This is a genomic window from Lentzea sp. HUAS12, assembly GCF_024125735.1.
GTDB classification, from domain to species: Bacteria; Actinomycetota; Actinomycetes; order Mycobacteriales; family Pseudonocardiaceae; genus Lentzea; species Lentzea albida.
The window spans coordinates 9,624,794-9,642,341 of the sequence record NZ_CP099738.1; the positions used below are offsets into that span (position 1 = coordinate 9,624,794).

General features: G+C 69.5%; 18 protein-coding genes. 8 read left to right on the forward strand and 10 right to left on the reverse strand.

What is annotated here, in order from left to right:
* The first annotated feature begins 72 nt into the window (after window positions 1-72).
* Window positions 73-996: a heme o synthase gene (locus ND450_RS45395; RefSeq protein ID WP_089912875.1), complete on the forward strand. Its 924-nt coding sequence runs from the start codon at window positions 73-75 to the stop codon at window positions 994-996.
* A 22-nt stretch (window positions 997-1,018) separates the two neighbouring features.
* On the forward strand, window positions 1,019-2,932 hold the full coding sequence (locus ND450_RS45400) for a hypothetical protein (protein WP_253324068.1): 1,914 nt from the start codon (window positions 1,019-1,021) through the stop codon (window positions 2,930-2,932).
* Window positions 2,933-2,941: 9 nt separating this feature from the next.
* On the opposite strand, the gene ND450_RS45405 is transcribed toward ND450_RS45400, so the two are convergent.
* The 3 genes from ND450_RS45405 to ND450_RS45415 are packed head-to-tail and all read right to left on the reverse strand — an operon-like array spanning window position 2,942 to window position 5,301.
* Window positions 2,942-3,595, reverse strand: coding sequence for an HD family phosphohydrolase (locus ND450_RS45405; RefSeq protein ID WP_177229654.1), 654 nt, complete (start codon window positions 3,593-3,595; stop codon window positions 2,942-2,944).
* Window positions 3,596-3,642: 47 nt separating this feature from the next.
* Window positions 3,643-4,290 (reverse strand): hypothetical protein, encoded by a 648-nt coding sequence (locus tag ND450_RS45410; protein ID WP_253324069.1) that lies wholly within the window; start codon window positions 4,288-4,290, stop codon window positions 3,643-3,645.
* Between the two features lie 6 nt (window positions 4,291-4,296).
* Window positions 4,297-5,301: a hypothetical protein gene (locus ND450_RS45415; protein ID WP_089912867.1), complete on the reverse strand. Its 1,005-nt coding sequence runs from the start codon at window positions 5,299-5,301 to the stop codon at window positions 4,297-4,299.
* A gap of 376 nt (window positions 5,302-5,677) precedes the next feature.
* On the opposite strand from ND450_RS45415, the gene ND450_RS45420 reads away from it, so the two are divergent.
* Window positions 5,678-6,208, forward strand: a complete 531-nt coding sequence (locus ND450_RS45420) for an FKBP-type peptidyl-prolyl cis-trans isomerase (RefSeq protein ID WP_253324070.1) — start codon at window positions 5,678-5,680, stop codon at window positions 6,206-6,208.
* A 59-nt stretch (window positions 6,209-6,267) separates the two neighbouring features.
* Here the strand turns inward: ND450_RS45420 and ND450_RS45425 are convergent, their stop codons facing one another.
* Complete coding sequence (locus ND450_RS45425; protein WP_253324071.1) at window positions 6,268-7,209, reverse strand: quinone oxidoreductase; 942 nt, start codon at window positions 7,207-7,209, stop codon at window positions 6,268-6,270.
* Window positions 7,210-7,377: 168 nt separating this feature from the next.
* On the opposite strand from ND450_RS45425, the gene ND450_RS45430 reads away from it, so the two are divergent.
* Window positions 7,378-8,166: a glycoside hydrolase family protein gene (locus tag ND450_RS45430; protein WP_253324072.1), complete on the forward strand. Its 789-nt coding sequence runs from the start codon at window positions 7,378-7,380 to the stop codon at window positions 8,164-8,166.
* Window positions 8,167-8,209: 43 nt separating this feature from the next.
* Here ND450_RS45430 and ND450_RS45435 read toward each other — a convergent pair whose 3' ends face one another.
* Window positions 8,210-9,796 (reverse strand): DUF885 domain-containing protein, encoded by a 1,587-nt coding sequence (locus ND450_RS45435; RefSeq protein ID WP_253324073.1) that lies wholly within the window; start codon window positions 9,794-9,796, stop codon window positions 8,210-8,212.
* Window positions 9,797-9,832: 36 nt separating this feature from the next.
* On the opposite strand from ND450_RS45435, the gene ND450_RS45440 reads away from it, so the two are divergent.
* Together ND450_RS45440 and ND450_RS45445 are read left to right on the forward strand one after the other, a co-directional pair.
* Entirely contained in the window at window positions 9,833-10,123 is a 291-nt protein-coding gene (locus ND450_RS45440) for a hypothetical protein (protein WP_253324074.1), read from the forward strand.
* The gene (locus tag ND450_RS45445) at window positions 10,120-10,965 is read left to right on the forward strand and encodes a hypothetical protein (RefSeq protein ID WP_253324075.1); all 846 of its coding nucleotides are present in this window, start codon (window positions 10,120-10,122) and stop codon (window positions 10,963-10,965) included. Before ND450_RS45440 ends, ND450_RS45445 begins: the two co-directional genes overlap by 4 nt.
* Here ND450_RS45445 and ND450_RS45450 read toward each other — a convergent pair.
* Window positions 10,957-12,246, reverse strand: coding sequence for a PLP-dependent aminotransferase family protein (locus tag ND450_RS45450; RefSeq protein ID WP_253324076.1), 1,290 nt, complete (start codon window positions 12,244-12,246; stop codon window positions 10,957-10,959). The two genes, ND450_RS45445 and ND450_RS45450, sit on opposite strands and share 9 nt — an antisense overlap.
* A 68-nt stretch (window positions 12,247-12,314) precedes the next feature.
* On the opposite strand from ND450_RS45450, the gene ND450_RS45455 reads away from it, so the two are divergent.
* Both ND450_RS45455 and ND450_RS45460 read left to right on the forward strand, forming a co-directional pair.
* Window positions 12,315-13,100 carry an alpha/beta fold hydrolase gene (locus tag ND450_RS45455; protein WP_253324077.1) on the forward strand — a complete coding sequence of 262 codons (786 nt, stop codon included), beginning with the start codon at window positions 12,315-12,317 and terminating at the stop codon, window positions 13,098-13,100.
* 41 nt (window positions 13,101-13,141) lie between these two features.
* Entirely contained in the window at window positions 13,142-13,837 is a 696-nt protein-coding gene (locus ND450_RS45460) for a hypothetical protein (protein WP_253324078.1), read from the forward strand.
* Here the strand turns inward: ND450_RS45460 and ND450_RS45465 are convergent.
* The 4 genes from ND450_RS45465 to ND450_RS45480 form a co-directional block, all read right to left on the reverse strand.
* Window positions 13,797-14,900, reverse strand: a complete 1,104-nt coding sequence (locus tag ND450_RS45465; protein WP_253324079.1) for a hypothetical protein — start codon at window positions 14,898-14,900, stop codon at window positions 13,797-13,799. The two genes, ND450_RS45460 and ND450_RS45465, sit on opposite strands and share 41 nt — an antisense overlap.
* Entirely contained in the window at window positions 14,900-15,190 is a 291-nt protein-coding gene (locus ND450_RS45470; protein ID WP_253324080.1) for a hypothetical protein, read from the reverse strand. The genes ND450_RS45465 and ND450_RS45470 overlap by 1 nt, the downstream gene beginning before the upstream one ends.
* A 76-nt stretch (window positions 15,191-15,266) precedes the next feature.
* On the reverse strand, window positions 15,267-16,844 hold the full coding sequence (locus tag ND450_RS45475; protein WP_253324081.1) for a cation acetate symporter: 1,578 nt from the start codon (window positions 16,842-16,844) through the stop codon (window positions 15,267-15,269).
* Window positions 16,841-17,254 carry a DUF485 domain-containing protein gene (locus tag ND450_RS45480; protein WP_253324082.1) on the reverse strand — a complete coding sequence of 138 codons (414 nt, stop codon included), beginning with the start codon at window positions 17,252-17,254 and terminating at the stop codon, window positions 16,841-16,843. Before ND450_RS45480 ends, ND450_RS45475 begins: the two co-directional genes overlap by 4 nt.
* Between the last annotated feature and the right edge of the window lie 294 nt (window positions 17,255-17,548).

Sequence of the window (17,548 nt, forward strand, 5' to 3'; positions counted from 1 at the left end):
TGTGAACTCTTCGCGCGGTTACCATCAGTCGCTGGATTTCCCACCACTTGCAACACGAGGAGCGTTCACGCGATGAGTGCCGTCCTCGAGGCTCCCAACCGGACGCCTCGCCAGGTTGTTGGCGCCTATGTGGCACTCACCAAGCCTCGGGTCATCGAGCTCCTGCTGATCACGACGATCCCCGCGATGCTCCTCGCGCAGCACGGCCTGCCGCCTCTCTGGCTGATCGCGTGCACTCTCACCGGCGGTACCCTCGCCGCGGGGTCGGCAAACGCCCTCAACTGCTTCGTGGACGCCGACATCGACTCGGTCATGAAGCGGACCGCGGCCCGGCCGCTCGCGCACAACGCCATCCCGCCGCGCAACGCCCTGATCTTCGGCATCGTGCTCGGCGTCTTCTCCTTCGCGTTCCTGTGGATCTTCGTCAACCTGATGTCGGCCGCGTTCGCGGTGGCGACCATCCTCTTCTACATCTTCGTCTACACGCTGGTCCTCAAGCGCCGCACGTCGCAGAACATCATCTGGGGCGGCATGGCGGGCTGCATGCCGGTGATCATCGGCTGGAGCGCGGTGACGGGCACCGTCGAGTGGCCCGCGCTGGTCATGTTCGGCGTGATCTTCTTCTGGACCCCGCCGCACACGTGGGCCCTCGCGATGAAGTTCAAGGAGGACTACGCCCGAGCAGGCGTGCCGATGCTGCCCGTGGTGGCCACAGCTCAGCAGGTGACGCGGCAGATCGTGATCTACAGCTGGATCACCGTCGTCTGCACGCTCGCCCTGGCCCCGGTCACCTCGTGGATCTACGTGGCGATCGCCGCGCTGTCCGGCGTGTGGTTCGCCGTCTTCGCGCACAAGTTGCACAACGTCGTGCGCCGCGGCGGCTCCACGAACACCATGAAGTTCTTCCACATGTCGAACCTCTACCTGATGCTCGTGTTCTGCGGTCTCGCCGTGGACGCCGTGGTCGGGTTGCCGGTGCTTGGCTGGCCGTTCTAGCTGCACCTCCAGGCGTACGGCTGTGGCGCCCGTCGAGTTCACCGTCACCGGTGGTGAAGGCTCGCCACTGGACTTCGTCGCGGCCCTGACGCCGGGCCGCTCGCTGGTCGTGATCACCGATCCCGGCGGCTGGGCACAGGTCGGCGCCGGTCTGCCGGTCGGAGCGGCCGGGACCTCCTCGGTGCCGACGCAGGTGCGGGTGCTGAAGTTCGCCGTCCTGGACCTCCGGCACTTCCCGTCGGCCTCGGCGCTGCCGTCGCTCGAGGACGTCCCCGGCGACGTGGTGGCGTTGCACGACACGCGCTCCTGGGACACCGCGCCGGTGGTCGCCTCGCTGCGCGGCCTCGGCCGGCCGGTCGTGCTCTTCACCGCCATCCACACCTGGGTGTCCGGCCTGGACGCCGCGTCGGTGCTGGTCGGCTGGAGCTCACCGCACACCGTGCTCGCCGTGCCGCGCGGACCGGGTGAGGCGCGGGTCGAGGACGCCGTCTGGCAGTTCCGCGAACTGGAACGCCGCCGGATGATGACGTACACCGCCCTGCCCGCCCCTCCGCCCGCGGTCGTGGACCGGACCGTGTCGGTCGTGGTCGCGCACCCCGGGGCGACCGAGGGCATCGCCGGGGCGCTGCGTCCCGGCGGCGAGTACGAGGTGTGGGTGCGCGTCGGACCCGGTCCCGTGCTGCCGTGCGACCTCGAGCTGCGGACCGTTCTGGCGATGAACGGGCGTGAGGTGCGGTCGGAGTCGTTCGTGCTGCCCGCCGACGGCGCCGCACCGTGGGTGAGCTTCCCGGTGACGACGCCCTACGCCGCCGTGCCGTGGTCCGGTGAGCTGGTCGTCTACCGCGGTGCCGTGCCGGTGCACGTGCAGCAGGTCGTGCTGCCGGTCGGCGGCGGTGAGGCGCGGGTGCTGCCCAGGACGCGGCTCTCCCGGACGTTCGCCGACCTCGGTCCGCTGTCCTCGCGGGCGGCCTCGGTCCTGGTGCTGGGCGAACGGGCACTGGTCTGCGCCGACGGCGAGCCGTGGTGGACCAGCCTTCCCGCGGGCGGCGGCCCGCCTCCCGTGACCGGGCTGGACCCCTGGTACGGCAAGGGTTTTCCGGCGTTCTGCGAGGACCTGGCCGCGTTCGCGGTGCGCGGTGCCGCGCTGCACGCGCACCTCTTCCCGGACGGCACGACCGCCCGGCGCGGCGGCGGGATCGCGGTGGTGGGCGCGACGCGCGTGCCGTGGGCGCACGTCTACGAGCTGCCGTTCACCGAGGGCCCGTACCGGCTCTGCGCGTCGGTCTCGCGGTTCGGCCCGTTCGGTGCCGGGGGAGAGGTGCCGCCGGTCTGCCCGGAACCGGACCACAGCGGGAACGTGCTGTGTCCCTTCGGTTTCTGGGGCCTCTCGCGCGTGCTGGAACAACCGGCGGGCCCGCTCGCGTGGCAGGTCGCCCCGGCCGACCGCCAGGTGCAGGTGGCCGTGGCCGTCGACCCCGGCCTGGACCGGGCGCTCACGCAGAGGCACGTGGCCGAGCTGATGTCGTTCCTGCCGCCGCACCTGTTCTCTTCCGCCTACGTCGGCCCGCCGGACCTGGCGGGCGCGCTGGCGGAGGAACGCGCGGACGTCCTGCACCTCGTCTACGGCGAAGGCGTCCTGGAACCCGTGGAGGTCGAGGGCTGGCCCCACCGCCCGCTGGTCGTGACGACGTCGCCCGCCGCACACCTCGTGGACGCGTTCGTCAACGGCGCGGGGGCCGCGGGGGTGGTCTGCCCGGAGGTGCCCGTCGACCAGGGCATGGCGGGCTGGGTGAGCGGCATGCTGCTCGCCAGGCTCGCCGGGGGCGTGCCGGCGGGAGAGGCGCTGCGGCGCACGCGCTGGGAGATGCTCGGCCGCGGCAACGTCCTCGGCCTCGCCTACGCCCTGCACGCGGGCGCCGACCTGCGCCTCAGGTGACCTCGACGATCAGGACACCACCTTGGTGAGCAGGTCCTCGACGCACGGGTCGTCCAGGGACTCGACGATGCACTTCCACAGCACGAGGTTCGCCTCGGCCCACTTCGTGTAGGTCGCGGCGGCCTCCGCGTCGTAGAAGTAGTAGCCCTCGTCGGCCTTGCCGACCTGCTCGCCCACGATCTTGTGCGCGAGCTCGCGCAGGGTGATGCCGTTCTCCTGCAGGTACTTGTGCGCCAGGACGACCGGCGTCACCGGCAGCGCCTTGAACAGCGTGTCCGCGTCGGACAGCGCCTGCGCCTCCAGCGAGATGTCGCGCGAGCGGGTGCGCATCTCCGCCTCGACGACGATGCTCTCGATCCACTCGATGTCGCCCAGCGGGACGCCGGCGACGAAGAGGGTCTTGCGGCGCAGTGCCGCGCCGTCCGTCGGCAGCGAGTTGCGGCGGACCATGTAGTTCAGGTCGTGCACCAGCGCGGCGACCTCCACGACGTCGCGTGCGGCGCCGTTGCGCTCGGCGAAGTGCACGGACTTGTCGCGGACGAAGCTGACGTGGTGCCAGCCGTGGAACTGCAGCTTGGCGGCCAGGTCCTCGCACAGCCGCTTCACGCGGTGCTCCACGTCCGCGATGACAGACCTCGGAATCCTCGTGCGCGTACGCATCATCAGCCCTCCCGACCAGGTGGGCTGATGGTAGGCGTGTCGCGGGGGCTTTAAAGGTGGTTCGTCAGTTCCTCCAGGCGGTCCTCGACGGGCACGTGCCGATGGCTGATGCCGGTGTCCGGGTCGTAGCTGAGGCTCCACGGGGTCACGGCACGGGACTTGACCAGGAACGTCATGGTCCCGTCCGCCGCGCGCGGGATGCGGTGGAACTCGTGCGCGAGCAACATGCCGGTGGTGCCCTCGGTGCACTGGGTGCGGTTCGTGAGCTCCGTGCCGACGATCGAGCGGCCGCCGACGCCGAGCCGGGCGTCGAAGCGTTCGTGCAGGTAGGCGCCGCTCAGGATGGTGGTGCAGAAGTGGTAGCGGTGGTTGTGCACCGAGTCCGCGTAGCCGGCGCGCCAGTCGGCCAGCGGTTTGTACTCGTGCAGCCAGAACGTGAACGGCTCGTCGACCTCGTCTCTGAGACACCACGCGTAGTGCGTCGTCGTCTCACGCGAGTGCGCGATCACCCAGGTCGCTTGCTGGGGCGTGAGGCCGTCGATGTACGCGCGTAACTCTCGGCGCAGCTCGGGCCGGGCCGCCCAGTCGGTGAACCACGTGCCCACATCGGCCCAGTGGTCGACCACGGGGAATTCGGCGCGCTTCACCCGGGCGGCGAGCTCCTCGAGCGCGGACAACCCGGTGAACTCGGCTAGCAAGATCGATCAGCTCCTCAACTGAGCGGATGCGGAGAATTCACGACGGAATGCGTGGAACTTGCCTTCGAGTTCCGTGAAGCCGTCTTTGGTGAGTGCCTCGCCGGTGATCTTCTCGAACAACGCCGCGAAGTCGTCGCGGGTGGTCCCCGGCGTGATGGCGAAGTGGTAGCCGGCCTTGGAATTGCTGATGCGCAGGAACTCCGCGCGTTCCATCGCGTAAAGGAAGGAGCTCTCGGTGAACCGGAGCGTGCGCGGATACGGCCTGAGCACTCCCGCCGTGTTGCTGTAGAGCGTGAGCCACGCCGAGTCGTCGAACAACTCAAGGCGGTCGAGCGGGGGATCCGAAACGATGGTGACGTCGATCCGCGTGCACCGGCTGCGGGCGGCGAAGAGCCCGACGAGTCCTATGCGGATCTGTTCCTTGAGCCGTTCCTGGATCTCGTCGTAGTCGCCGTCCGCGCCCTCGTTGCGCAGCAGGTACCGCGCCCGGCCGCTGATCGCGTTGTCGTCGCGCGGGTCGGCCAGCACGGCCCTGAGCTCGCACTCCGTCTGGCTGAGCAGCACTCTTCCCGCCGCGTAGCGCCCGGCGAACCCGCGGAAGCAGTACAGCCGCGTCCGTTCGAGGTCCTGCATCATCAGCTGGTTGAACTCGGGGTCCGGCTTGGCCGTCGGCTCGAACACGTGACTGGGGAAGAACTCGCGGTCGAGCGCCCGATACTGTTCGGTCAGCTCTTTGAGCGCCTTGCGGCTCTCCTCGATGACCGGTTCGAGCAACGCCTTCTGCGCCGCTTTCGACGTGATCAGCGTCTGCGTGAAGCTCACCACCGCCGAAATGAGCGTGCCCGTACCCAGTGCGGTCAGCAGGTTTCTAGCTGTACCGGAATCCATTTGACTGGAAATGGCCAGCGACGCACCCGACGTCACGACGAGTATGAGGAGGAGCAACCCGGTCCGAGTCCAGAACAACTCCTGGATCAGGTTGCTGCGGATGCCTCCGGCCTCCGCGGACACGTGTCTCCACCTCCTGGATCACCAGATTGGTCGCTACCCGAACGGACGAATGCTCTCGGTGTCCGATCAAGTGCGCGGAGTTACTGTACGCGTCGGTCTAAAGATAAGGAAGCTGCTATTCGTGCGACATTCAGGACCGGAATAACCGCCCTTGAGCGCAGTCGCCGGTCCGCACTCGTGCTCTTCGGTGACGCCCTGTCGCCGCCGCTCCTGCGCGAGTCGGATGAGGGTGACCCACCCACCCGAACGCACCCCTGTCGCGCGTCTTAGCCCGCTCGGCCGGTCACCGCGCTGGTCCGCCAGGCCGAAGAGGCGACCGGCCTCGCGCGCGGCCTGCTACACGCCGCTCACACGCGTCCGAATACGCTCACCCACCATGCGTAACGTCCTGCTCATCGCTTCTGTCGCGCTCGCGGCGGCCACCGGCCTCACCGGCTGCGCGGGCTCGGCCCAGCCCTCGGCGGGCGGGTCGTCGACCGCCGCCCCCACCACCCCCTGCAAGGCCGACGACTTCAAGGTCACCGGCGACTTCGGCGCGGCGCCCAAGGTCGAGATCCCGAACTGCAAGCCCACCGGCGAGCTCGTCATCAAGGACCTGGTGCCCGGCACAGGCGCCGAGGTGAAGGCCGGCACGACGGCCACGGTCAACTACCAGCTGACCACGTTCTCCGACAAGAAGGTGCTCGACAGCTCCTTCGAGCGCGGTGCGCCGTTCGACGTCGAGAACGTCGGCCAGGCACCGGTCATCGACGGCTGGAACGAGGGCATCGTCGGGCTCAAGGAGAAGGGCCGCCGTCTGCTGGTCGTGCCGCCGGAGAAGGGGTACGGCAAGGGCGGTCAGGGCATCAAGGCGAACGAGACGCTCGTCTTCGTCATCGACGGCGTGAAGGTCAGCCCCGCCGCCTGACCCCCACGAATTCGAAGGCCCCCGACCGCGCGAAACGATCGGGGGCCTTTCTCACGCGCTCACGGCAGGAGCAGCAGCTTGCCGGTCGTCTTCCGCGACTGCAGGTCGGTGTGCGCCTGCGCCGCCTCCTCCAGCTTGTACCGGCCACCGATCCGGATGTTCAGCTCCCCGGACGCGATCGCCGCGAACAGGTCGTTCGCCCGCCCCTCGAACTCCTCGCGGGTGAGCGTGTACCAGCCGGTCGCCGGCCGCGTCAGGAACACCGCCCCGGCCGAGTTGAGCCGCTGCGGGTCGACCGGCGGCACCGGCCCGGACGAGGCGCCGAACAGCGCCAGCGTTCCGCGCGGCTTGAGCGACGCGAGCGACTGGTCGAACGTGTCCGCGCCGACGCCGTCGTACACGACGTCGACCTTCTCGATCCGCGAGGCGAAGTCGCCGTACCGCAGCACCTCGTCGGCACCGGCCTCGCGGGCCAGCGCCTCCTTCTCGTCCGTCGACACCGTCGCCACGACCGTGGCGCCCTTCGCCTTCGCCCACTGCGTCAGCAGCAACCCGACACCACCGGCCGCCGCGTGCACCAGCACGCGGTCGCCCTCCTTCACGACGTACGTCGAGTGGACGAGGTAGTGCGCGGTGATGCCCTGCAGCAGTGCGGCGGCGGCCAGTTCGACGTCCAGGTCGTCCGGCACCTTCACCGCGGCGGCCGCCGGCACGACGGCCTCGTTCGCGTAACTGCCGAGCACGGACATCCACGCGACCTTGTCGCCGACGGCGAACTCGGGGGAGTTGCTGACGACGACCTCGCCCGCGCCCTCCAGGCCGAGCGTGAACGGCAGCGGGATCGGGTACAGGCCGCTGCGCTGGTAGGTGTCGATGTAGTTGACGCCCGCCGCCGCCACCTTCACCAGCAGTTCGCCGTCACCGGGCACGGGCGACGGCACGTCGGTGTGCTCCAGCACCTCCGGCCCACCGGTCGCACGCACCACCACTGCCTTGGGCATCTGTCCTCCTAGATCGACTCACCCCGTCAACCGGGGTCGCGCCCCCGATGTTCCCGGTCCCAGCGGATGGGACCGTTCCAGCATGGGCGCGCCAGGCCGGTCCCGCTCGACACGTCTGGCGGAGTTCCCGTAGCGACACGGGCCACACGTCACTGGTAAGACCGGTCCATGCGAAAAACAACCCTGCTGCTGATCGCATGTCTGCTCCTCATGGGAGCGCTTCCATCGCACGCCGCCTCCGCCAAGAAGGGCGTGAACGCGGCCGACGACCCCGGTCCCGCCGGTGCCGCCATGACCGCACTCGACTCCCGCTGGTACTACACGTGGGCCTCGGACCGCCGGGGCATCCAGAGCAACGCCGAGTTCGTCCCCATGATCTGGGGCGCGGGCAACGTGACCGACGCCGACCTGAACGCGGCCAAGGCCAACGGCCGCCAGCTGCTGGGCTTCAACGAACCGGACATGGCGGGCCAGGCGAACATGACCGTCGAACGCGCCCTCGACCTGTGGCCACGCCTGCAGAACACGGGTCTGAGGCTCGGTGCGCCCGGCGTCGCGTTCGGCGGTGACGTCGCGGGCGGCTGGCTCGACCGGTTCATGGCCGGCGCCAAGGCCCGCAACCTGCGCGTCGACTTCATCCCGATCCACTGGTACGGCCAGGACTTCTCCTCCGCTGCCACCGGACACCTGGAGTCGTACCTGCGCAACGTCTACAACCGCTACAAGAAGCCCATCTGGCTCACCGAGTACGCGTTGATCGACTGGCGCTCCGGCCGCGCCGTCTACCCGAGCCAGCAACAGCAGACGGCGTTCATCACGGCGTCGACCAGGATGCTCGACGGACTGTCCTTCGTGGAGCGCTACTCGTGGTTCACGCTGTCCACGAAGACCAGCCCGACGGGACTTTCGACGGGTACGGCGTTGACGGCGGCGGGCAACGCCTACAGGGCGGCCTAGAGGAGTGGTCGGGGAAGCCGGGACCTTCCCCGACCACACCCACCTACTCCTCGCCCAGCGCGACCCGGCGCGCGAGCCCCAGCGGCAGCGCGCCGGACCCCGCGATCCTGTCGTGGAAGTCGCGCAACGACCCCAGTCCCGCCGCCAGGTAGTCGTCGCGGATCAGGTCGATCTCCAACGCCCCGGTCAGGTACGACGGCGCCTGCGTCGGCCACGCGCAGTACCGCTTCACCTCGCCCGTGGCGGTGCCCGGCGTCAGGGCCGTGCGCGCCACCATGAACTCCTCGGCCTCCGCCGGGGTCATGTCGCCGCAGTGCAACGAGGTGTCGACGATCATCCGCGCCGCCCGGAACAGCCGCGCCTCGACGTGGCCCATCAACGCGCCGCGAGTCGTGTAGTAGCCGACCGAGCGCAGCAGCTTCTCCGAGTACAGCGCCCAGCCCTCGGAGAAGTACGACGTGCGGAACACCTTGCGCAACGGGTGCGCGTCGCCCTGCGCCGCCAGCCACGCCGAGTGCCAGTGGTGGCCGGGGTAGGCCTCGTGCACCGAGATCGTCGGCAGCTGCGACCGCGCGTTGGTGCGCAGGCGTTGCGTGACCTGCTCGTCGTCCGCGCCGTCCGGGGTGAACGGCACGAAGAAGTAGCCGGTCCGCTTCGGCGTCAGCGGCGGCGGTCCCAGGTAGCTCGCGACCGCCATGAGCGCCCGCTGGAACGGGGGTGACGGCACGACCTGGCAGTCCTCGCCCTCGGGCATCGTGACGAGCGAGTGCTCGATCAACGCGGCGCGTGCCCGTGAGGTCTCCGCCTCGTACTCGGCGCGCATCGCCTCCATCGTCGGCGGGTGGTCGTCCTGCAACGCGCTCATCACTGAACGCCAGTCCGGAGAACCCGCCAGTTCGATGAGCTCGGCCTCGAGCGAGGCGTAGGCGTCCTGCCCGCGCTGGTGCAGCTCCGGGGCGCCGTAGCCGAGCAACTCCTTGTCCTGCAACAGGGTCGAGTAGAGCTTCTCGCCCATCCTCCAGTCCCCGGACGCCCGCAGCGCCAGGTCCTCGAGGAACACCGCGTGCCGGTCGAACGCGTCCGCCGCGGGGCCGGCCGCCTCGACGAGCGTCGCGCGCCGTTCGGGCGTCGACACCTGCAGCGGCAGCTGGTCCAGCAGGAACGAGCGCCCGGTGCGCACCTGCCCGAGCGTGCGCAGCACGACAAGGGACGACGCGAGGGACGGGTCGAGGTTCGCCTCGGCGGCCGCGAGGACCGACGGCACCTCGCGCAGCTTCGCGACGGTCGACGCGACGAGGTCCTCCTCCGGCAGCAGCCGGTGCAGGAACGGCCCGAGCAGGCCGAAGAAGATCACCCCGGAGTACTCGTGCGGGTCACGCCGCCAGCCGGGCCACGCCTCCATCGCCGACGCCCCGCGCAGCACCGACACGGCGAGGTCGCGGTCCACCGACCTCGGCAACGCCTCCAGTCGCGTGAGCCAGCCCTCCTTCTCCCTGGACCGCTGCTCGTAGGCCGCGGCGGAGAAGTCCCCGAACGTCGAGTGGTGCTCGAGCGAGCCGACCCCCGCGGCGTGCGCGGGGTGGTGGTCGAAGTACCACGAGAGGAACGTCGTCAGCGTGTCGGTGGTCACCCGGCTGAAGTTACCCGCTGGTTTTAGAGTGTGGGGGTGTCTGATCAAACCATTCAGAAGCGCATCGCCGAGTTCGTGAAGGCCCACGGCAAGCCGGACGCGGCGGTCAGGGCCGTGGTCGAGCCGATCGGCCGGGCCGGCGCGCGGATCGTGCTGGTCGGCGCGGACGGCGCCATGGGCGACGTGATGGCGAAGGACGTCGAGTCCGCCACGAACGCCGTCGAGGCCGCCGACAACGTCGAGCAGGCCGAGTGGGACCGCGAGACGACCGCCGCCACCAAGATCGGCCCTGGTCACCGGCGCAAGATGGCCAAGATGCAGTCATGAGGGTGGTGCTCGCCTCGTGCGACCGCCTGCCCTCCGGCGACGGCGACGAGGAAGCGCTCGTGGCCGCCCTGGCGCGCGACGGCGTCGACGTGGCGTGGCAGCCCTGGGGCACGCCGGTGGAGGCCGACCTCGTCGTCCTGCGCACGACCTGGGACTACCCGGACCACCTGGACGAGTTCCTGACGTGGTGCGCCGCCGTCCCGGCGCTCGCGAACCCGCTGCCGGTGGTGCGCTGGAACATCGACAAGTCCTACATGGCCGAACTCGCCGCCCGCGGCGTCCCGGTCGTGCCCACCACCGTCGTGCGGCCGGGCGAGGAGCCCGCCTTCCCGGACGGCGAGTTCGTGGTGAAGCCCGCGGTCGGCGCCGGATCACGCGGCGCGGGCCGGTTCACCGACCACGCCGAAGCCCGTGCGCACCTGGAGTCCCTGGGCGTGAAGGCGTTGGTGCAGCCCTACCAGTCCAGTGTGGACGTCCACGGCGAGACGGCGCTGGTGTTCTTCGCCGGCGAGTACTCCCACTCGTTCCACAAAGGACCGATGCTCGCGCAGGGCCTCGCCGAGGCGGAGTCCGGCCTCTACGTCGAGGAACGGCTGGGCAGCATCGAACCGTCCGAGCGGCAGGTGGCGCTCGCGGAGCAGGTCCTCGACGTTGCCGCCGCGCTGCTGTCGTTGCGGCGCAGCGACTTCCTGTACGCCCGCGTGGACGTCGTCACCGGTGGCGACGGCGAACCGCTGCTGCTCGAACTGGAGCTGACCGAGCCGTCGCTGGGCTTCAAGCTGACGACCGACGAGGCAGCGTCCCGGTTCAGCAAGGCGATCCAGGCGGCCGCCTCAAGTTAGGTCGGGTGTGCCGCGGGAGATGCGCGCCAGCACGTCCAGCGCCGCGCCCAGTTGGTCCACCGGCGGCGAGGCCAGTGCGAGCCGCACGGCGTTGGGGGCCGCACCGACCGCGAACGCCGCCGCGGGCGTGACGGCGATCCCCTCCCGTGCCGCCGCGGCGGTGAACGTGTCGGCCCGCCACGGCGGCGGCAGTTCCCACCAGCAGTGGTACGAGCGCGGATCGGCGCGCACGTCGAGCTTCTCGGCGACGAGTCGCTGGCGTGCCATCGCATCCGCGCGCTTGGCCTGCTGGACGGCGGCCGCCGTGCCGTCCGCGATGAGGTGCGCCGCCACCTCGACGGCGAACCGCGACGCCGTCCACCCGCCGGCCCGCACGGCCGCGGCGACCTCGTCGAAGAGGTGGGCCGGCGGCACGACGAAACCGAGTGTCAGCCCCGGCGCGACCCGCTTCGACAGGCTGTCGACCAGCACGGTGCGGTCCGGGGCGAGCGCGGCCAGCGGGGGATCGTCGCTCAGGAACGTGTACACGGCGTCCTCGATCAGCGGGACGTCGAGTTCTTCCAGCACCGCGACGACTTCCGCGCGCCGGTGCGCGGGCATCGTGACGCCGAGCGGGTTGTGCAGCACGGGCTGGAGGTAGACCGCCCGCACCGCCGTCGCGCGCAGGGAGTCCGGTACGACACCGTGCTCGTCGATCTCCAACGGCACCACCGCGACCCCGAGCCGCGCGCAGATCGTGCGCACCACCGGATACGTCAACGCCTCCACCCCGAGCCGCCCGCCCACCGGGACGAGCGCCGCGATCGTCGCCGCCAGCGCCTGCTTCCCGTTGCCAGTGACCAGGATCCGCTCCGGCGAGGGCCGCCACCCGGTGCGCGCCAGCAGGCCGGCGGCAGCCGTCCGGGCCGCAGCGGTGCCCGTCGCCCCGCCCGCCCCCAACGCCTCCGCCAGCACGTCCGGGCGCAGCACCGCGGCGAGGCTCGCCGACAGCAGCGCGGCCTGCTCGGGCAGCACCGGGAAGTTCAGCTGCAGGTCGACGGGCGCGCCACCGGGATCGGCCAAGGCAGGTTCCCCCGCCGCCCGCACGAACGTCCCGCGCCCGACCTCGCCGACGACCAGCCCGCGCCGAGCCAGCTCGCCGTACACCCGAGCCGCCGTCGAGGAGGCGATGCGCCGCCGCCGGGCGAACGCGCGCTGCGGCGGCAGCCGATCACCGGGCCGCAACCGCCCGGCCGCGATGTCGGCGGCCACGGCGTCGGCGATCCGCCGGTAGTCCTCCACGGCACCCCCATTGCACCGAGAGCAATGTTGTGATTGTACCGAGCAGAACCGCTGGTTACGGTCGGATCATGACCACCGCGACCGTCAACGGCATCACCATCGGCTACGACGACGAAGGCGCCGGCGACGACGTGCTGGTGCTGGTGCACGGCCACCCGTTCGACCGCACGATGTGGCACCCGCAGGTCGAGCACTTCAGCCGCACGGGCCGGCGCGTGATCGCCGCGGACCTCCGCGGCTACGGCGAGACCACCGTGGTCCCCGGCACCACACCGCTCTCCACGTTCGCGTCCGACCTAGCCGCCCTGCTCGACCACCTCGGCGTCGAGCGGTTCGTGCTCGGCGGCCTCTCCATGGGCGGCCAGATCGTGCTGGAGTGCGCGCGCACGTTCCCCGAGCGCCTGCGCGGCCTCGTCCTCGCCGACACGTTCGCCCAGGCCGAGACCGAGGAAGGCCGCCGCGCCCGCAACGACATGGCCGACCGCCTGCTGCGCGAGGGCATGTCCGGCTACGCCACCGAGGTGCGGTGGAAGATGGTGGCGCCGCACAACCCGGCCGTCGGCGAGTTCGTCTCGCGGCTCATGCACAACGCGCCACCGGAAGGCGCGGCGGCGGCGTTGCGGGGCCGCGCCGAACGTCCCGACCACACCGGCACCCTGGCGACGATCACCGTGCCCACGCTGGTGATCGTCGGCAGCGACGACGAGTACACGCCCGTCGGCGATGCCGAGTACATGCACGAGCGGGTTCCGGGTTCGACGCTGGTCGTGGTGGAGGGAGCGGCGCACATGCCGAACCTGGAACGTCCCGAGGTGTTCAACAGGGCAGTGGAGGAGCTGCTGGCGCAGACCTGATCCATCCCCTGGACAGAACCGGCGGGGCATACCCTCGTGCGGTGAGCGCGAAGATCTCCGTTGACACGGCGCGGGAACTCCGCGCGCGCATCTGGTTCGGGCTGCCGCTGATCGCGATCGGCGCCTTCATGGTGGGCGACACCGCTCGCCGGCTCGGCCAGGCTTGGACCTTCGTCGGCCGGTACTGGCCGTGGATCCTGCTCGGGCTCGCGTGCCTCAACCTGGTTCGATCGCTCTTCCACGTGGAGTCGCTGCTGGCGCCCGGCCTGCTCGGCGTGGTTGCCTTGACCGCGCTGGCACTGCGCGCGGAGGTGGCGTCGTCCGTGGTACTCGACTGGTTGCTGCCCCTGCTGGTCGTCCTGGCCGGGGTGTCGCTTCTCTCGTCGGTCGGTGCTCGGGTTCGCAGATCGCTGACGCGCGTGCTCTCGACCGGCAGGGTCGACCTGGACGGAGTGCTTCCCGAGGTGCTGCGACCACGAGCCGTGCTCGGCGACGTGAGGGTCGACCTCACCAATGCGGACGAGGCGGCGACCGACGTCGAGGTGGAGCTCACGGCGGTGTTCGGCGTGGTGAGGCTGGTCGTGCCGAAGACGTGGCGCGTCGAACTCCAAGGTCAGGGCGTGCTGCTGAGCCGGGTGTCCAGCTCCGGGCCTCGGGAGGAGCCGAAGGACGGCACACCGACGCTTTTGTTGCACGTCATGGGTTTCTGCGGATTCGTTTCCGTTTGTCGACGATGACGATCTCGTCCTTCTTCGCGCTGTCGTAGGCGATGCTCTGCAACGACATCAGCGCCAGTCCGTGTGCACTTCCGAAGTCCGTCGCGGCCTTCGAGTAGAAGTCCGACAACGTCATGAAGGTTGCCAGCTCTTCGGCCGGGTCTTTCGGCAGCGGCAAGCGCGCGGACTTGAGCAGCTCGGACCGGTAGAGGTCGTAGGCGGTCTTGATGAACGTGCTGTACTCGGTCGCGGCGGCGATCGCCCCCATGTAGGACAGACCGCACAACACAGCACTCGCCGCCGGGATCCAGTACGCGCGGGGTTCGTCGTGCAGTGCGACGACGCCGATGATCGTCGTGACGAAGAAGTTGAGGCAGAGGTTGGCCGCCGCGTCGAGGGCATCCCTGACGGAGGCCTGACCCTTCGCGAACGACTCGGGGAAGTGCGGGTACAGCCGTGGCCACGAGCTGAGCGTGTTGAGTCCGTACCGCTCACCGCCCGAGGTCTCGCCCGCGCGCAACGCGTTTCCCAGCCCAGTCGGGAGAACCGGGATGTCCCTCAGGTTGAGCGCGGTGAACCCCTTTCGGGGCTCGACGGGTTCCTTGGCCGGGTACCGCTGCAGTCTCCGCTCCGCGCGGCGCTTCTTCGCCTCGAAGCGCGCTGCTGTCCGACGATGCCGCACCAGTTCGTGGAGCGAGCCCGAGGTCGGTTCGTCCGAAGGCTGCCGGCCGGCGGTCCGGCGCAGCTCGCGCCTTCTGCGACGCTGGAACTCCTCGAAGACCGGCGCGATGCGCGCCGTCACGGCCCATCCGTCCCAGTAACCCTCCAGCACCCGGAGGACCCGGATCTGGAACGGCTGGACCACAGCGGTGACGAGGGCAACCGCGAGTACGAAGAGGACGACGGCCAGGGTGTCCGGCCTCAGGTCGCTGCGCAGGCCGTACCAGTCACTGGAACCGCTGAAGCTGCCCGCCGACACCGTCAGCACGACGAACACCGCGGGGACCGAGTTCGGGATGAGGCTGACGAGCACCAGCCTGCCGAGCGATTCGGCACTGGACGTCAGCAAAGATCCGAGCCACATCAGCCGGCCTTCTGCTCGTACGAGGGCTGCGGCTCGTGCCGGCCGGCATGGCAGCTGCGCAGTGTCTCCCCGGAGAAGAACGCGATTCGCGCGTTGCACGAACCGCACACCAACACGGGCACTGCGTCGAGCTGACCTCCGCAGGTGTGCCGGGACAACCTGTTCGGTAGTGGCGCGACGATCTGGAGCACCTCGTTGCGGCACTTCGAGCAGAAGACGGCCCACTCCTGGCCGCCGCCGCCGTGCGAGTGGCCGGCCAGGGATTGGCGGTATCCGTCCACGGGCGCCATCGACCGCACCTCCCCTCGCAGACGATCCAGTATCAGCCGGAGAGATCCACGAGGGGAGAGGCCGAACGGCCCTCGTTCAGCGCAGACCTGACCCGATGCCGGTCAACCCGCGCACCTCCATCTCCGCCTGCTTGCCGGGATCCGCCTTCTCCCCGCCCAGCACCGTGCCGAGGAACCCGGCCAGGAACGACAGCGGGATCGACACGATGCCGGGGTTCGACAGCGGGAAGAACGCGAAGTCGGCGTCCGGGAACACCGACGACTTCGAGCCCGAGATGGCGGGGGAGAAGATGATGAGCAGCACGCACGACGTGAGGCCGCCGTAGATGCTCCACAGGGTGCCGCGGGTGTTGAAACGCTTCCAGAACAACGAGTACAGCAGCGTCGGCAGGTTCGCGGAGGCGGCGAGGGCGAAGGCGAGTGCGACCAGGAAGGCGATGTTCTGGCCGTTCGCCGCGATGCCGCCGACGATCGCGAGCACGCCCACGCAGATCGCGGTGATGCGGGCGACGCGCACCTCGTCGCGCGGGTCGGCCTCGCCGTGCTTGATCACGTTGGCGTAGACGTCGTGCGCGAACGAGGCCGAGGCGGTGAGGGTGAGGCCTGCGACGACGGCGAGGATCGTGGCGAACGCCACGGCGCACACGATGCCCAGCAGCACGGTGCCGCCGACCTGGAACGCGAGCAGTGGTGCGGCCGAGTTCTCGCCGCCGGGCGCGCTGGTGATCTTGTCCGTGCCGACCAGTGCCATCGCGCCGAAGCCGATGACGAGGGTGCACGAGTAGAAGATCGCCATCATCCACGTGGCCCAGACGACGGACTTACGCGCTTCACGGGCGTTCGGCACCGTGTAGAAGCGCATCAGCACGTGGGGCAGTGAAGCGGTACCGAGCACCAACGCCAGCGCCAGCGAGATGAAGTCGATTTTCGACAGGTCCGTGGCGCCGTACTTCACGCCCGGCGACAGCACGGCCTCGCCGAGAGGGGAGCGCTGCGTCGCGCGGTCGAGCATCGAGGAGAAGTCGAAGCCGAACTTGCCGATCAGGAAGATCGTCAGCAGCGAGACGGACAGGATCAGCAGCACGGCCTTGATGATCTGCACCCACGTGGTGCCCTTCATGCCGCCGACCAGCACGTACAGCACCATGACGATGCCGACGACCGCGATGATGATGGCCTGGCCAACCTTGCTGTGCACGTCCAGCAGCAGCGCCATGAGGCCGCCGGCGCCCGCCATCTGCGCGATCATGTAGAACAGCGAGATCACGAGGGTCGAGTTGGCCGCGGCCGCGCGGACGGGGCGTTGGCGCATGCGGAACGCCATCACGTCGCCCATGGTGAAGCGGCCGGTGTTGCGCAGTCGTTCCGAGATCAGCATCAGGCCGATCAGCCAGGCGACGACCCACCCGATCGAGTACATGAAGCCGTCGTAACCGTTCACGGCGATCGCGCCGGAGATGCCGAGGAACGACGCCGCGGACAGGAAGTCACCCGAGAGTGCGATGCCGTTCTGCGTGCCCGTGAAACTGCTGCCCGCCGCGTAGTAGTCCGACGCGCTGACATTGCGCGTCGACGCCCGGTACACGACGTACAGCGTGAGCAGCACGAAGACGCCGAAGACGGTCAGGTTGATCGCGGTGTTCGCCCCGGTCACGCGAGCTCCTCGTCGGTTTCCGCGAGTGCGCGCACCTTGTCGACCTGCGGGTCGAGCTTCCTCTTGGAGTAACGCGCATACGCCATTGTGATGATGATGGTGGTGACGATCTGGAGGAATCCCATCGTCAAGCCGACGTTCACCGTTCCGAACAGCGGAGTGCTCATGAAGTCGGCGGCGTAAGCGGAAAGCAGAACGAAGGTGATGTACCAAGTGAGGAACACCAGTGTTGCCGGGAGAATAAAACGCTTCACCCGCCGCTTCAGGTTGAGGAAATCCTCACTCGTCTGGATGGCGCCGTAATCAGGCTCACCGTCACCGTCTATGAGCAAAGCGTGACGGGGCTCTTCTTCAAAGGTCGCGAAACCGGGGGTGGCCGGGCGTGACACGGAGGGCAGCGCCTTCGTCATCAACCGCTCGCATTCGTTACGGGGAGTTGCCCGGCGAGGCTCCGCGCACTCAGCGCGTCCGGTCCGGGGGTGGGAGGCGCAAGCGTAACCACGCGTGGCGGCGAGTCAATCCCCTGAACCTGCAGGACCACCCCAAAAGGTCGCTCGTCACCCTGGGTGATCGATCGTGCACGCCCGAGGTCGTTGTCGCGTCACGCTCTCTGGCCTACTATCCGCTCACACCCGATACGGCTGATGGAGATATCGAGCTGCGGGGACATCGACTCGCGGGGATTCGCCAGGCCAGGAGGTAGC

Coding starts and splice junctions, on each gene's coding strand:
- ND450_RS45395 (WP_089912875.1), top strand. CDS start 73: ATGAGTGCCGTCCTCGAGGCTCCCAACCGGACGCCTCGCCAGGTTGTT.
- ND450_RS45430 (WP_253324072.1), top strand. CDS start 7,378: ATGCGAAAAACAACCCTGCTGCTGATCGCATGTCTGCTCCTCATGGGA.
- ND450_RS45420 (WP_253324070.1), top strand. CDS start 5,678: ATGCGTAACGTCCTGCTCATCGCTTCTGTCGCGCTCGCGGCGGCCACC.
- ND450_RS45405 (WP_177229654.1), bottom strand. CDS start 3,595: ATGATGCGTACGCGCACGAGGATTCCGAGGTCTGTCATCGCGGACGTG.
- ND450_RS45465 (WP_253324079.1), bottom strand. CDS start 14,900: ATGTGGCTCGGATCTTTGCTGACGTCCAGTGCCGAATCGCTCGGCAGG.
- ND450_RS45470 (WP_253324080.1), bottom strand. CDS start 15,190: ATGGCGCCCGTGGACGGATACCGCCAATCCCTGGCCGGCCACTCGCAC.
- ND450_RS45480 (WP_253324082.1), bottom strand. CDS start 17,254: ATGACGAAGGCGCTGCCCTCCGTGTCACGCCCGGCCACCCCCGGTTTC.
- ND450_RS45455 (WP_253324077.1), top strand. CDS start 12,315: ATGACCACCGCGACCGTCAACGGCATCACCATCGGCTACGACGACGAA.
- ND450_RS45425 (WP_253324071.1), bottom strand. CDS start 7,209: ATGCCCAAGGCAGTGGTGGTGCGTGCGACCGGTGGGCCGGAGGTGCTG.
- ND450_RS45445 (WP_253324075.1), top strand. CDS start 10,120: ATGAGGGTGGTGCTCGCCTCGTGCGACCGCCTGCCCTCCGGCGACGGC.